Here is a 15,765-nt window from a genome sequence, read left to right on the forward strand (position 1 = left end):
TACTTCCTTTTGGCACGGCTCATGTACTACATTCATAATTTGGGTATGAGCGATAGTAGCAAATGAGACAAGCACTAAATTTAATTTACTATGATTAACATAAAAATTCTTAGAGCCTGTTTCAAAGTAACTAAACAATGAGGCTGCAAAATAAATAACCACAAAATGAGATTCTAAAGAGGTTTAAAAAAGGGCACTATATAATCTGTCCAACCATAACAAATTAAAGCCTTTGTTCATATCCTATAAAGAAGTAGCATGTCTAAAAGAGATTTTGTATTTGATATAACTTATATAAGAAAGGAGAAGTTATGAAACACAGTGACACTCAACCTAAATTTAATCTATTAAATAATGATAAAAGTCATTTAGGAGATAGAGATGTATATAATTTCACAAATTCCATTATAAGAGATTTAAATAATAAGGATATATTGGAAATTGGCATTGGCGGAAAATATTCCAGGTCATCTCAGCTAACAGCGGGCAGTAAAAGTTATCAAACAATTGATCTGAAAACCTTCGATTTTATAAATGCAAATAATAGTTCTGACCCAATATTAAATCTGGAATTAAAAGAAAAAATTCCTCTAACTGTTCAGGCTTTTGATGTAATTTTCATAAATGAATCTTTTGAACATCTTTCAACTTTAAAGATTGAAATTGCCCTGGAAAAAATAATAAAAATTCTTCGGCCAGGTGGATTGCTTGTTATAAGGACTCCTATCTGCAGTAATACGACTGATTCTGAACATAAATCCTCCTGCCCATGTAATAAACATTTCATATCTACCTTATTAAAAATTTGCTTAGAACATAATTTTATTTGTGCTAAGGCCGATAAGCGTTTGTTTGGATTTGTTCGGAGAAGTGAAATTAAGCATTTCGCAGCACCAAGAAGGAATAAGAATATAGACCGGTATATTTCTTTATTACAAAAACAAAAGCACCATGCCGAGCCTAATAAAGAAGCAGGACGACTAATGATCGGCTGTGTAACAGAAAACAATGCAAAATATCAAAGGCAAACTTTAAATCTGATAAAATCAATTCGCTGGTTTGGAGGAAATATTGCTGGGGCAGATATATTTGTTTGCATAGTTGATGAAGCAGATGATGAATTTGTAAGGGAGCTTAAGAAATGGGGAGCCTTTGTACGGATAGTGAAACGGTTCAGTGAAGATCATCCGCAATCCAATAAACTAAGATTTTTCGAATTATCGGAAATTAACTATTATGATACGATTATGTTTTTGGACTGTGACACAATTATTGTTCAAGACCCTTTAAAATATATAGATGGGAAAAATTTCCAAGCAGAAATGGCTGCCGGTGCAACTGTACCGCATGAATTGTTTAAAGAAATTTTTTATCATTACCAATTAAAAGTGCCCGAACGAGCATATAAGACAGCTTTATCAAGAATATCCACTATATGGTATTGTAATGCAGGTGTATTGATATTTCCGAAATCTATCCTGCAGCAATTTTTTCCTGTATGGAAGGAATACACCGAAGATCTTATAAATAATAAACATCTGCTAAAGGACTACTTTAAGTTTTGCGAACAAGCTTCATTAACATTATCTTTTGTAAAAAACCCTGTCCCATTCAAGAAGCTGCCAATGAAAATGAATTTCCCCCTGGTTGGACGCTATTTGCCTGAAATTCAACATTGCGACCCGGTAATTATTCATTATCATCATCGTTCTGATGAATCGGGTTTTATTCATGAGGTCACGAAAAGCCCATATGCACAAAGACGGATTAAGGAATTTAACCAAATGTTAAAAAAACATGGCAGATAAATTCTTTTCCATGTATACACATTGTGCTATTTCTTAGGGGAATTATTTTAGATGGCGTTGTTTAGATATTATAAAGATCAAGAGGTGAAAATTTTGGATAATAGTAAAGAATTGATTATTCATACTCATATCCCCAAAACAGGCGGAATGACTTTGCGGTCCATCGTAAATAAAAATTACGATAAAGAAAAAATGTTAACTAATGTTTTTTCTTCAAGTGTCTCGAAATTTAAAAAGGATATACAAGAAAAGACAGATATTGAATTTGTAACTGGCCACCACCCTTTTGGCCTTCATGAATATACAAATAGACCTTGCGCTTATATCACTATGCTTCGGGATCCAATTGAAAGGGTTATATCCATGTATTATTACAATCTTCGCAAGGAAAATCACCCTCTCCATAAAAAGGTTAAACAACTAACCTTTGAAGAATTTATAAATGATAAGGGGTTATCCCGCAGAACAATAAATCGGCAAACACAAAAAATAGTAGGAAGCTTAAACCCAAGAGAAGACGATCTGCAGAAGGCAAAAAACATTCTTAGTAAACATTACAAAGTAGTTGGCATAACAGAAATGTTCGATGAATCAATTTTTTTGATGAAAAAAGAACTTGGATGGCAAGATATTAGCTATGAAAGAAAAAATTATACAGCCGATCGCCCAACAAGAGAACAGTTTTCTAATGAAATTATTGAAAGAATAAAAGAGCTCAATCATATAGATATGCAGTTATACAAATGGGCAAAAAGAAACTTAATGGAACGCTTAGAAACATTGGATAGCAGCACTAAGCAGGAATTGGAAAATTTTTTAAATAGAAATAAAAAATAATTTAATAAGCTTTCATTATCCCCTGCAGTTCTTGATTATTATTTAAGCAAAGGAGAAGTGACATGAAAAATAACTTGCCTGCAGATGAATATCTTTTAATTTTCATGCATATACCAAAAACAGGCGGAATGACATTGAAAAGAATTATTAAGAGGCAGTACCCGGATGATAGGATATTAAAAGACATTACAGACGGAAAAATCCAGGAATTCAAAGAAAAGATGGAAGAACAAGATTTCAGCTTTGTATTTGGGCACCTTTCATTTGGGCTGCACCTTCACACCACCAAGCCTTGCACTTACATCACAATGTTGAGGGAACCAATAGATCGAGTTATTTCGATGTACTATTATGTATTAGGCAAAGAAAACCATCCATTACACAATATTGTAAAGGAACTGTCATTTGAAGAGTTCCTTGATCATCCTGATTTGAAAAATCATACGAACAATATGCAGACCAAAAGAGTACTCGGCAAAAATACGTTAAAAACTTCTGATCTTGAACAAGCAAAATTAAATCTGCTAAATCATTTTTCAGTAATTGGCATAACAGAAATGTTTGATGATTCTATTAAGCTAATGAAAAAAAAATTAAATTGGAATGACATTTCGTATGTTAGAAAAAACCAAACGAAAAAAAGACTAAGCAGGGACCAAATTGATCAAAGATTAATAGAAAAGATAACCGAGAATAATAAGTTGGATATACAATTATATAATTGGGCTAAAATTAAATTAGAGACTGATTTGAAATCTTCCAAAGATAACTTGTAATTGATTAAATTAATCAAAAATAAACATTTTATATTAAGTGGATATCCGCGTGTTAGTACACAAGGATTATCCACCTTATTTTTTTTCATCCCCCTTTCCATTTCTATTTGTGTTTAATCTATATGAAAATTTACATAAAAAAAGAGGGTTACCCCTCTCTTTTTCAAGTGCTGTCAGATTTCTTTTATTTTCAGAGGTTGGTAGAAAGCTGTTGTTTATACTTATAAAAGAGGTTATCATCAGGGAAAATTGAATTAAGATTTTCGCCGTTTTCAAGTACAAAATTAAACAAACTATTAATTTCATTTTTATTCAACCGTGTACTCCATAACTCATTTCGATCTGGATTTATGTTTTTTAATAAGGAAACAGGAAGAATTGCAGGTAATCCTAGGAATTTAAGACACTTGGTGATGACCTTCTCCGGCTGTGAGACTAATTCCTCTTCTTTAACGATGAAAATCCGATCAGAAGAAATGGAATTTGCGAAACTTGAAATTGCTTTGTTTGTTTCATACCAATATTCTGCAAAATATCTCACATCACCTCCTGGAAAACAACGCTGTCTATCAATATTGGCCGGTATGCTATTAAAAATGCATTCCCAGCAGCGAACTGTATCTGGATTCGTTTTTTCAGGCCAGTAATGAACCACTTTTCTGTTCAAAATTTTTTTTAGGCTTGCCGTTACACTTGGCATATCCCGATAGATCCAAATAAACTTAGCATCTGGAAATAATTCGTTAACAAACGGCAATTTGTTTCCCAGATGAGGATTTTTATTAAGAAATAAAGAGTTTTTCATTTTTTTATTTCCTTTATTTTTCCTCATTTCTTCTTTAAATGCCTTCGTTAGCATTTCTCTCTGTCCTGGTTTTACATCTTTTTCGGTTAAGTGAGGACATTTGTGATCAAATGTTTTTGGTGATGCCATTGGAACCCCTGCTTCCCTCGACCAAACTCTTCTTAACTCAAAAGGACAGTGGATAATATTGGGATGAGCCCCTAATAATTCAGCGAACATGGTGGTACCGCTTCGCATGCAGCCGACTAAAAACACCGGAGTTTTAATTTTGCTTAATGTCATGTTTGTTCCTCCTTATTGCGGTATTGATTAAGAAGTCTATTAAAAAGCTGTACTCTGTTCCTCGCTAAGTCACTGGAAGTTGCATCAGTAATAAATCCTTCTTCATCCACCCTGTTATGATAATGAATTATAACAGGGTCACAATGAATAACTTTATGAAGTTTACTTTCCAGAAGATGAAAATTCATTTCCATCGGCAGTTTACTATATGGGATCGGATGAGCTGCAAATGCTAAAGTTAATGATGCCTGCTCACAAAAGTTAAAATACCTGTCAAGCAAATATTTCATATCGATAAGATTAAGAGTGTACCCTTTCCAAATTGGATAAAAATCTTGAAGGATGCTCTTCGGAAATATTAAAACACCTGCATTACAATATAGTATCGTTGGTGTATTTGTGATCGTGGTTCTGTAATCTAACGGCAGCATATTCAATCGGAAATGAGAAAAAAGCTTTTTGAAAATATAGTGTGGAACAGTTGGTCCTGCAGCAATTTCAGCCTGAAAATGAACTCCATCTATAAAAGGATACGGATCTTGGACGACAAGTGTATCACAATCTAGAAGCATAACAGTGTCATAAAAATTAATCTCTTCCAGTTCAAACAGCCTCAATTTATTTGATTGGGGATGATCATCACTAAACCGTTTGACAATACGGACAAATACTCCTAATTTCTTTAGTTCATCAACAAATTCCCTATCTGCTTTATCGACAATGCATACAAAAATATTAGCACCTGCTGAACTGCCGCCAAACCAGCGAATAGATTGTACTAATCTAAGTGTCTGATCTCTATATTTTCTATCATTTTCTGTCACACAGCCGATAAGCAGGCGGCCCGCCCCCGGAACAACCTTATCTATTTCATCATCTTCATAGTATTCTTTCATTTCAAGCCCATGTTCACTTAATATTTTTTGATGGAAAGCCATGTACAATTCTTGCTGTTCCTTCTGAAAATTATGAAGGTCAGCTTTCAATACCATTCCAAAACAATTGTTATTAAAGCTTGCCAAAATAAACCCCTGCTGCAGACATGTCCTTAAAATGGTTCCAATTGTTTGCTTATGGCATCGATATTCTTTGGTGAATTTTAGTGATTCACCTATTTCTAAAGCATTGGGGCTATCAAATAATGTGGTTTTTAATACGATAAAGCCGCCTTGTCTCAGCATTTTCCTTATTTCTCCCCAAGTTTCTTCCATTTCAAAAACGGGAGTATGTTCTATTATTTGGTTTAGGATTATAACATCGTATGTTCTTCCCGTGTTAAGATTTTCTGGTTCGCAATGTTCATTTCTCCACCATAAACATTTAGGTCCTTCATAAAAGTTCTTTTTAGTTACTCCACCGTCATTTATATTGGTCGTTCCTTTCAAAGATAGCTTTGTATGATTCCCCTTGTGACATCCTATCTCGAGGGTTTTTTTATTTTGCAGCTCTGGGATGAAAGTATCTAAAAAATTATATAAATCATTACATGACTCGGAAAATTCCTTACGATTATGTTCTCCATTAGCTTTACCAACAAAATCCTTCAACGGCATTTTTGCAGGAATCCCTTGCATAACTCTCTCCCCTCTCATGGAAAGCGTTGGGTCTTTAAAATCGTTCCTCCTTTTAGAATATGTAATCCTCTGTTGTTGGGGACTAGGTAAAAGCTGATTATTAGAGAAGGGATGAGTGTAGTAACTAACAATTCATAGCTTTTTTAGGCTATTGTAAGTGTCCGCTCTCTTTTTCAAACATATTTATATAACACGGGATAAACAAGGATGGGTTCTCAGAAATTTTAAGGAGTGAAGCAGGTTGATATTCTGTACAATTGCACGGCCAAATCAATTAGCAGCAGCATTAATATTGGCTAAATCAATAAAGAAGCACCATCCCGAGGCAAAAATGGCGTTATGTCTAACAAGTAAAAATATTCCGGATGCTGCTAAACGTTCCCGCCATATTGATCATGTAGTATCTGAAAATGATATTGGTAGCAGCCTTTTAAAAAATTTAAACGAATATTACTCAATTATAGATAGATCTCGGGCCATTAAAGCACCTTTTCTTAATTATCTTTTCAACCAATTTACCAATGAGAATATTTTTATCTATCTAGATTGTTTTACAAAGGTTTTTGCTCCCTTTAGCGAACTATTATCATCGTTAGATAGGCATTCTATTATTTATTCAACTTATTGCCTTACTTCCCCCTCCTCTGGCAGTGGCATATTAAATGAGTTCGATCTTTTAAAGAACGGGAATATTAACGGGGGATTCCTCGCTTTTAAAAGGACGGAAGAATCCACACAATTTATAAAAAGATTTAATCGGCTTATAAGGAAAGATGTAAATAAAAACAAACGTGGATCTGTTGAAGGGTTATTTATTGATGAAAGATGGCTTTGTCTAATGATTGGCCTCTTTAATATTTATTTTTTTAAACATCCTTCCTACCATCTTGCTGTTTGGAATTTACATGAAAGCGAACGAAAAATTGAAAGAACTGATGAAGGAAGCTGGGGGGTAAAAGGTGATCCCATTAAGTCTATGTATTTTGCTGACTTAAAAGGATCATTAGGTTGGACACTGAATGATAGTGCTGTCAATTTGCTTCAGGAAAATTACAAAAAAAGGTTAAGTTCAATTAAAAGCTAAATTCCTGATTGGTTAATACCATTCAATGTTTGGAGGGGAAAAAGACTTTGATCATTGCAACCGTTTCTTCATTAAATTATTTATACAAAGCAGAAGTATTGGCAAAGTCAGTAAAGAAGCATCATCCTGAAGCTAAGGTGATTGTTTGTTTAGTTGAAAAAGAAATGCATCCAGATGCACGAAGCGTTCCTTTCTTTGATGAAATAATATTGGCTAAAGATTTAGGAATTGCTGATTTTGATCAATATATATTTAAATATGATGTTGCAGAGGCTGCTTGGGCACTTAAAAGCCAGGTATTAAAGTATTTGTTAGTAAATGAAAAAAAACATGACCAAATTATATATCTTGATTCAGATATTATGCTCTATAGCCCTTTAATTGAAGTTCAGGCAAAACTAAAAAATTATCCGATTGTTCTTACACCACATGATATACAGAATGGGCCCAGAGGAGTTTATTTATATAATGGAATTTTCAATGCAGGATTTATAGGAATAAGCAGAAGCCGTGCAGCAAAAGATTTTATTGACTGGTGGGCAAAAAGAGTCACACGCTACTGTTATAGGGATCGGAGTCTTCGTCTTTATGATGATCAGGGGTGGTTAAAACTCGTCCCAACCTACTTTGAAACTTATATACTTAGACATCCAGGGTACAATATTGCATTTTGGAATCTTCATGAAAGAAAAATAGGTTTATCAATTTTGAAGGAATATATAATAAATGATCATTATCTACTTCGATTTTTTCATTACTCCCAGCATTCTGCAATTCTTAAAGAAGCTGTGGAGAAAGAACATAACAAAATTCTCCTGGATTTATATTTACAATATTCAGAAGAATTAAAGCAAGCCAAATTGTTTCCTCTTTCTAATAAACCTTGGAGCTATGATTTTTTTATAAATGGAAGCAAAATAAAAAAAACATCCAGAAGAAACTACCTAAATAATACCCGTTTGCAAACCCAAGGTAATCCTTTCACTTTATCAAACGAAAAACTTACTGTATTTTAAACAAATGTAACCACCCGAAACTAAATCTGAAAATTAAAGAACCATGCTGCGGAACCCAGTTTTTTTAAAGGGGGAGATTATCCAGTGATTTTCATTAGTGTATCAACTTTGAATTATCTTCACAGAACGGAGATAATGGCTAAATCAATAAAAGAATTCCATCCTGACTCAAAAGTTATCATCTGTTTGATTGAAAGTGAAATGCAGCCTGAAGTTAAGAACATACAGGTATTTGATGAAATATTACTTGCTAAGGATTTAGGGATTCCGAATTTTGATCACTATATTTTTAAATATACCGCTTCTGAAGCTTCCTGGGCACTAAAAAGTGAATTAATGAGATATGTATATAAAAATGAGGTGCAGGAAAATTACTTTATTTATATTGATTCAGATACAAGGCTTTACAGCTCTATAATTGAAGTTCAGCCTATTTTGGACATGTACCCTATTGTATTGACGCCACACTGCATCAAAAAGCCAAAAGATGAGTACTTACAATTTGGGATCTTTAATGCGGGATTTTTGGGAATCAAAAGATCAGATGAAGCTGAAAACTTTATTAATTGGTGGGCTGATAAAGTAGAATGGCATTGTTACATGGACTGGGACCGATTTATATTTGTTGATCAAGGGTGGTTAAAACTCGTCCCAACCTACTATAACGCACACATTTTAACACATCCTGGATATAATGTTTCTTTTTGGAATTTCGACGAGCGAAAAATTTACAAAGACCAAGATAAACAATACACAATAAATAATCTTCCACTGCGTTTTTTCCACTTCTCCCAGCTTCTTACATCCCTTAAAGAAGCTGTAGAAAATTCCAACAATGAAGTACTCCGAACCTTATATGGGGATTATTTAGAAGAGTTAAAGATTTCGAGTGTGTACCACCTATCAGCTGAACCATGGAGTTACGCCTTTTTTGATAACGGCGACAGAATCAAACAACTAACACGCAAAGCATATCTCCATCATTCTCATCATCATTTATCTTCAAATCCATTTTACTCATCAAATGATAAATTAACTCAATGTTTTCAGGAATAAATGTTTCCCTCAAAATCTTGGAAGAGAGAAATAAATAAATTTATGAGCAGAAGAAAGAAGTGATTCTGTTGTACTCAAAAGAATTTTTTGAAGAAATCGAACATGCAGCTCAAAAATCTGCTGAGCAAATGGTTCCAATTGTTATGGATTTAATAAACCCGTCCTCTGTAGTCGATGTCGGGTGTGGAACAGGGAACTGGCTATCTGTTTTCAAAGATAACGGAGTTGAGGAAATTTTAGGAATTGATGGGGATTATATCGAACGCAGCCAACTAAGGATTTCTAAAAGTAATTTTCAACCCTTTAATTTGGAAAATCCAGTTAATGTAAATAAAAAATTTGACCTAGTCATTTCCTTGGAGGTTGCAGAGCATCTGCCGGAAAAATGTGCGAATATCTTTGTACAAACTTTAGTGAATTTGGGGCCAATTGTATTGTTTTCTGCAGCTGTCCCCTTGCAGGGAGGGTTAAATCATATCAACGAGCAATGGCCGCCTTATTGGATAGATCGTTTTAAAAACCACGGCTACGAGGTAATCGATTGCATCAGATATAAGATTTGGGATAATCAAGAAATTGCGGGCTATTATGCGCAGAATACTCTGCTGTTTGTAAAACAGGATATTTTGCATAATTATCCAAAACTCTTAGAAGAACAAAAGAATGTAAATCATTTTATACATTCAATTGTTCATCCTGCCATGTTTGAATGGAAAGCCGGTAAAGTTAACTTATTAAAAAATAAAGTTAAAAAGCTTCAGAAACGAATGAAAAAAAAAAAACCAATAAAAGTTAAAGACATTGATAAAAAAGCGTACGATATGTACGCTTTTTCTATCTTTAATTATTGTTCGCGTTTTAACCTAAAAAATTCCTTTGCCATTTCTTCACAATTGTCCAGCAAGTTAAGAAGTGCATTTACTTCATTTTCTTTCGTATACTTAAGGTTAAGCGGCTTACAGAATGATAAATCTACAGGCTTGTGAACAAGGGTTATATCTTTTAAATCTGTATTGCAATGATAATCTTTTGCTAATTGGATTAAGTCATCTTCTGTACTGATTTGGCCATCCTTAATGATTTGAACAAACCTCTCTAAATAATATAAGTTCTCAATTTTCTGTCTTGATAATCTATTGATCCAGGATACCAGCAATTTCGACTTGAATTGTTCTAATGAGCGAATTGGAAAATGAGCAATCCTTAATTCTTTTATTGAATTTATTTTTACCTTCCTTTTCCCGCGTTTTATTCGGTATTTATGATTGCCATCTGAAAGAGCACCTGGATAGTTTTTGGCAATATTAGCTGAAACAACTACTTTATGATTAACCTCATGATGATCTGCTCTTGCAAAAGTTATCCTTTTTGGAATAAACAATTCATTCCTATTTTCAAATTCATTTAAAACATATGTTCTCCAATCGATATGATGCAGCTCATTTAAATCTATTTTGTCAAGAATATCACACGGGTGTTGAAGATTATCCGATGATACCAAAAACTCATCTGCGTCAAGGGGCAGGATAATATCGGGCTTAAACTGTTCAAATGTATTGAACATTAATTGTGTTGTTTTCTTACTCTGATCGAATTCCCTGTCAGTGTCATAGAATAAAAAGATTGGAAGGCCTTCCTCCGTTAGTTTTTCAAGAATATCAGGCGTTCTGTCAGTACTCATATTTACCAAAAATACCATCCCATCAAAAATATGCTGATGATATCTGACAAAGGATTCAATAATGTCCGCCTCATTTTTCACCATACTGACGGAGAAAATTTTCCTCCTTGTTTTTCCATTTTTCGGCACCTTGAACAACACCTCTTCCTTCTTTATTTTGATTTCCGTTGAATAGTGGTTAGGATTTCTATTCCGTGTTCCCCGATTCCGTTCTATGTTTAGTTGTGTTGCTACTCCCTTTTTATGAGACAAACGAGTCTAAGTTGATTTTAATAAAATCCCTTTCATGCCAACAAATTATCCTTTTTAATAAATTTATAATATTTTCTATTCATTGCGTTTTAACAATGCAAATTTCTTAGCCAATTCTTCACTGTTTTCCAAAAGGTTAAAAAAAGAATCCACTTCATTTGCATTTGTATATTTGAGATCAATGGATTTACAGTCCGACAGATTTATAGGTTTATTGACAATTTTCACATTCTCTATATCCGTTCTGAATGGAAAATGTTTGGCTAATTGGATTAAGTCATGCTCCGTCTTACTTCTGCCTTCCTTAATAGCTTGAACAAACCTTTTTAAATATAATTCATTTGCATCTTTTCTCGCTAATCTATTGATCCATGCGATAAGCATTTTCGATTTGAATTGTTCTAAAGAACGAATAGGAAAATGAGCGAGTTTCAACTCTTCTATCATGTTGACCTTTACTTTTTCTTTTTTTCGTCCTATTAGAAAGTTATGATTCCCCGTCGTAAGAGTACCTCTAAAGTTATTAGCGAATAAATATGGAACCACTACTTTATGGCGATTTTCATGGTTATCTTTTCGGGCATAAGTAATTCTTTTTGGAATGAACAGCTCATTTTTATTTTCACCCTCATTCAATACATATGTCCTCCACATAATATGGTGCAGCTGCTGTAAATTAATTTTGTTCAGGATGTCACGGGGATGATCCGTATTATTAGTTGCAACCAAAAACTCATCTGCATCGAGAGGGAGAATGATATCCGGATGGAATTGCTGAAAAGTGCGCCGCATTAATTCTGTTGTCTTTTTTCGCTGAGCATACTCATGATCCACGTCATAGGAAATATAAATTGGAAGCCCCTCCTCCCTTAATTTTTCGAGGATTTCAGGTGTTCTGTCAGAACTCATATTATCCAAAAATACCATCCCATCGAAAATATGCTGATGATACCTGACAAAGGATTCAATAATATCTGCTTCATTTTTTACCATACTAATGGAGAAAATTTTCCTATTTTTTTTACTTTCATTTTTTCCCAACTTTTTTCTCCCCTTATTATTCGGATTATATTGAAGAACTCATTATAAATATATGTTTTGGAGTTTTTTTAGTGTCGGCAGGATAAAAGTTAACCAAAAAAGCCCTTCATTCATGGGTTTATGCTTGATTTCTGGATGTGCCGTTTCCATTTATTCATACCGTTCATAAACTGAAATTATGATATTTCCTATCAAGGGAAGGAGATCTTGGATGTTCACGGGAAAATTTCTTCTAAAAATCATAGATAAGGATTCTCTCCCCGTTAAAAGAAAAAAAGTTAATAACTGCGTTAACAATCAATTGGAAGGGGCTGATTTCTTATGACATGGGAAATAGCATTTGTGTTAACGGCCCTTTTATGTATGCTAGCTTGTCTGATTTTAGAATTAGAAAGACCAGAAATTATTGTTTTCACTACACTAGTAATCTTTTTGTTAGCAAATTTTATTTCTCCTGAGGAAGCATTGAGTGGTTTTTCGAATGAAGGCATGTTGACCATCGCATTGCTTTTTATAATTGCCGGTGCTCTACAAAAAAGTGATTTAGTTAAAATTTCTCTTTACAAACTTCTAAAACCAGATGATAAAGAAAAAAAGACAATGCTTAAAGTTTTGTTTCCGATTTCAGCAATGTCTGCCTTTATGAACAATACCCCGCTCGTTACAACGTTTACACCAATTCTAAAAAAATGGTGTGAAGACAATCAGCTTTCTCCCTCTAAGCTGCTAATTCCGCTATCGTATGCAACGATACTTGGCGGAACCATAACCATTATAGGAACCTCAACAAATTTAGTGGTTCACGGACTTTTACTTGATTACAATCTTCCGGGTTTTACTTTTTTTCAGCTGGGAATTGTCGGTATCCCCATTACACTTTTGGGAATCCTTTATCTCTATACTATTGGTTTCCATCTGCTTCCTGATAAAAAAGGAAAGAGAAATGTACAAGAGGAAAGTAAGGAATATATCGGGGAAGTCAAAATTACCGAAGAATATGAACATATTAATAAAACGATAAAAGAAGCAAGGTTAAGGAAACTTGCCGGACTCTACCTGCTGGGAATTATTCGTGATAATGAGATGATAACGCCTGTTACAAGCTCTACCATTATAAAGGCGAATGACCGGCTCATTTTTACTGGCTTAATCTCTACGGTTGCAGAACTGCAGTCTCTTAAAGGGGTTCATCTTGAAACAAATACAGGTCCATTGCTGGAAGGGTTATCATCTGGAAAATCCAAGCTAGTAGAAGCAGTTGTTTCCCATCATTCATCCCTATTGCATAAAAAAATAAATGAGACACATTTTCGCGGGAAATTTGATGCAGCAGTCATAGCCGTTCACCGAAAAAATGAGCGGATCAATAGCAAGATCGGGGAAATTGTATTAAAACCTGGAGATACTCTGTTAATGGTGGCTGGGCATGATTTTCAAGAAAGGAATCACTTTCATGAATTTTATGTAGTGAATACAGTAAATGAAGAAATTCTTCCAGCCACAATTTCGCGAAGAAAAGGATGGTTTACCATCCTAATCATGTTTCTGCTTGTTTCTTTAGTTGCCCTTAATTTTTTAAGCATGTTAAAGGCTGCCTCATTGGCTGCAGCTGCTCTTTTAATCTTTAAAATTATATCTCCTGAGGAAGCAAAAAAATTTATTAAATTTGATGTACTCTTAATTATTGCATCTTCTTTTGGGATAGGAACTGCATTAATTAATTCAGGAACGGCTGAATGGATTGCCAAAAGCATTTTAGCAATCGTTCAACCTTACGGTATAATCTTTCTTCTATTTATCATGTATTTAATTACAAACCTCTTTACAGAAGTTATTACAAATAATGCAGCAGCGGCAATGATGCTTCCTATTGCAGTGGAAGTTGCTTCGCAAACTTCAACTAATCCTGTTGCATTAGCCGTGATTGTCGCAATTGCTGCCTCTGCAGGGTTTTCTACCCCAATTGGATATCAAACCAACATGATTGTATACGGTCCGGGCGGGTATACTTTTAAGGACTATTTAAAGGTAGGCATTCCGCTAAACCTGCTCGTAATGGCGGTAACTGTTATAATCGTATATACCGTGTGGATATTGTAATGAGGACAAAAAAAAATCAACATTTGTTTTTCATACCCAGCACACATAGTGAATATCCCTTCATTATGATGTTTATGCTCATCGATTGATCAATTTATCAGCTTGTTTATCCCCCACAAATCTGTTGTCAATTCGATGTGGGGGTTAATGTTTATCGGTTATCAGTTGACCAATTAAATGCGATCAAAGGGTCATCCCAAGGAATCCGCTTTTCATCAGGATCTTTTAAGTTATAGGATTCAGTTGTAAAATAAATTATCACTGCGGGCTCTTGCCCAAGTACTCTATACCCATGTGCGACACCTCTGGGAATAAAAAGCATAATGGGGTTTTCCTCCCCCATATAATAAACATCTGTTGTCCCATGCGTCGGTGAATCTTTTCTTAAATCATAAAGAACAACTTGAGCATTACCTGAAGGAAAAAACCATAAATCATCCTGCTTTTCATGATAGTGAAAAGCTTTAATTACACCTGGGTAACTCATAGACCACGATGCCTGGCCAAATCTTGATAAAAACTCAGGCTCATTATCACGAATAAGTTCTGAAAAAAAGCCCCTGTCATCACAATGCTTAATAAGTTTTTTTACCTTAACCCCATCTATCATTTATCCATCTCTCTCCTTAAAAACTCCTTTAAGGCTTCTTTCCAATGCCTTAGAGGTTTAATTCCTTCTTTAAGCAGCGCGTTCTGGTCCATTACTGAATAAAGGGGCCTGGGGCAAGAGGATCCGTATTCTTTCGTCGTTACCGGTATTATTAGGTCTGAATCAAAACCTGCTTCTTTTAATATTGCTTTTGCAAATGTATTCCAAGTGCATGGACCGGAATTGCATACATGATAAATCCCATTTTTTTTATCGAGTAAGTGAATGATTGTGTCAGCCAGATCATGCACATAAGTAGGACATCCCGTCTGATCATTTACCACCATAATTTCTTTGCCCTTCTTGGCGTTTTTGAGCATCGTTTTTACAAAATTGGCTCCATCGTGCCCAAAAAGCCATGAAGTACGTATAATTGTAGCATTATTAAATAAACGTGCCAGCCTTTCCCCAAGCAATTTGCTGATTCCATAAATAGATTGAGGGTTTGGATCGTCATCTTCCGAATAAGGAGATTGCTTTTTTCCATCAAATACATAATCAGTACTAATATAAATCATCCTTGCATGAATTTTATCTGCTGCTTGTGCCACGCATCCGGTACCGAGAGCATTTACTTCAAATGCTTTCTTACGGTCCATTTCGCATTGATCAACTGAAGTAAATGCGGCAGTATGAATAATATATTGAGGCTGATAATGTGATATTACATCGGCGACCTGGTTATAGTCTGTAATATCCAAATCTTTTTTTCCTAGACCTATTACTGAATGAGATCGACCAAGTTTACGTACTAATTCCTTGCCTAATTGGCCATTGGCTCCAGTTATTATAATATCCATCATC

Annotated in this window: 13 protein-coding genes and 1 pseudogene; 8 read left to right on the forward strand and 6 right to left on the reverse strand. The window is 34.5% G+C overall.

Annotated elements, in window-relative coordinates:
- The first annotated feature begins 311 nt into the window (after positions 1-311).
- The 3 genes from NAF01_RS12250 (at position 312) to NAF01_RS12260 (ending at position 3,421) form a co-directional block, all read left to right on the forward strand.
- Positions 312-1,808 carry a methyltransferase domain-containing protein gene (locus tag NAF01_RS12250; protein WP_226620106.1) on the forward strand — a complete coding sequence of 499 codons (1,497 nt, stop codon included), beginning with the start codon at positions 312-314 and terminating at the stop codon, positions 1,806-1,808.
- Positions 1,809-1,859: 51 nt separating this feature from the next.
- Positions 1,860-2,645: a sulfotransferase family 2 domain-containing protein gene (locus tag NAF01_RS12255; RefSeq protein ID WP_197215305.1), complete on the forward strand. Its 786-nt coding sequence runs from the start codon at positions 1,860-1,862 to the stop codon at positions 2,643-2,645.
- A gap of 62 nt (positions 2,646-2,707) precedes the next feature.
- On the forward strand, positions 2,708-3,421 hold the full coding sequence (locus NAF01_RS12260; RefSeq protein ID WP_250802369.1) for a sulfotransferase family 2 domain-containing protein: 714 nt from the start codon (positions 2,708-2,710) through the stop codon (positions 3,419-3,421).
- 190 nt (positions 3,422-3,611) lie between these two features.
- On the opposite strand, the gene NAF01_RS12265 is transcribed toward NAF01_RS12260, so the two are convergent.
- Positions 3,612-4,508 (reverse strand): sulfotransferase family protein, encoded by an 897-nt coding sequence (locus NAF01_RS12265; protein ID WP_226620109.1) that lies wholly within the window; start codon positions 4,506-4,508, stop codon positions 3,612-3,614.
- Complete coding sequence (locus NAF01_RS12270; RefSeq protein WP_250802370.1) at positions 4,505-6,082, reverse strand: hypothetical protein; 1,578 nt, start codon at positions 6,080-6,082, stop codon at positions 4,505-4,507. The genes NAF01_RS12265 and NAF01_RS12270 overlap by 4 nt, the downstream gene beginning before the upstream one ends.
- 241 nt (positions 6,083-6,323) lie before the next feature.
- Here NAF01_RS12270 and NAF01_RS12275 point away from each other — a divergent pair, with 241 nt between their 5' ends.
- The 4 genes and pseudogenes from NAF01_RS12275 to NAF01_RS25065 form a co-directional block, all read left to right on the forward strand.
- The gene (locus tag NAF01_RS12275) at positions 6,324-7,166 is read left to right on the forward strand and encodes a hypothetical protein (RefSeq protein ID WP_226620111.1); all 843 of its coding nucleotides are present in this window, start codon (positions 6,324-6,326) and stop codon (positions 7,164-7,166) included.
- A gap of 47 nt (positions 7,167-7,213) precedes the next feature.
- Entirely contained in the window at positions 7,214-8,182 is a 969-nt protein-coding gene (locus NAF01_RS12280) for a hypothetical protein (protein ID WP_226620112.1), read from the forward strand.
- A gap of 84 nt (positions 8,183-8,266) precedes the next feature.
- Complete coding sequence (locus tag NAF01_RS12285; RefSeq protein WP_226620113.1) at positions 8,267-9,238, forward strand: hypothetical protein; 972 nt, start codon at positions 8,267-8,269, stop codon at positions 9,236-9,238.
- Positions 9,239-9,381: 143 nt separating this feature from the next.
- Positions 9,382-9,639: pseudogene (locus NAF01_RS25065) on the forward strand (class I SAM-dependent methyltransferase); the annotation flags it as partial.
- Positions 9,640-10,082: 443 nt separating this feature from the next.
- Here NAF01_RS25065 and NAF01_RS12295 read toward each other — a convergent pair.
- Positions 10,083-11,048 carry a glycosyltransferase family 2 protein gene (locus NAF01_RS12295; RefSeq protein WP_250802450.1) on the reverse strand — a complete coding sequence of 322 codons (966 nt, stop codon included), beginning with the start codon at positions 11,046-11,048 and terminating at the stop codon, positions 10,083-10,085.
- Between the two features lie 198 nt (positions 11,049-11,246).
- Positions 11,247-12,212 (reverse strand): glycosyltransferase family 2 protein, encoded by a 966-nt coding sequence (locus NAF01_RS12300; RefSeq protein WP_226620115.1) that lies wholly within the window; start codon positions 12,210-12,212, stop codon positions 11,247-11,249.
- Positions 12,213-12,533: 321 nt separating this feature from the next.
- Between NAF01_RS12300 and NAF01_RS12305 the strand changes: the two genes are divergently transcribed.
- Positions 12,534-14,312 (forward strand): SLC13 family permease, encoded by a 1,779-nt coding sequence (locus tag NAF01_RS12305; RefSeq protein WP_226620116.1) that lies wholly within the window; start codon positions 12,534-12,536, stop codon positions 14,310-14,312.
- Positions 14,313-14,463: 151 nt separating this feature from the next.
- Here the strand turns inward: NAF01_RS12305 and NAF01_RS12310 are convergent, their stop codons facing one another.
- Positions 14,464-14,922 carry a dTDP-4-dehydrorhamnose 3,5-epimerase family protein gene (locus tag NAF01_RS12310; protein WP_197215315.1) on the reverse strand — a complete coding sequence of 153 codons (459 nt, stop codon included), beginning with the start codon at positions 14,920-14,922 and terminating at the stop codon, positions 14,464-14,466.
- Positions 14,919-15,764 carry a dTDP-4-dehydrorhamnose reductase gene (gene rfbD, locus NAF01_RS12315; protein WP_197249197.1) on the reverse strand — a complete coding sequence of 282 codons (846 nt, stop codon included), beginning with the start codon at positions 15,762-15,764 and terminating at the stop codon, positions 14,919-14,921. Before rfbD ends, NAF01_RS12310 begins: the two co-directional genes overlap by 4 nt.
- Position 15,765: the final 1 nt, after the last annotated feature.

The organism is Cytobacillus firmus (genome assembly GCF_023657595.1).
Classification (GTDB): domain Bacteria; phylum Bacillota; class Bacilli; order Bacillales; family Cytobacillaceae; genus Cytobacillus; species Cytobacillus firmus_B.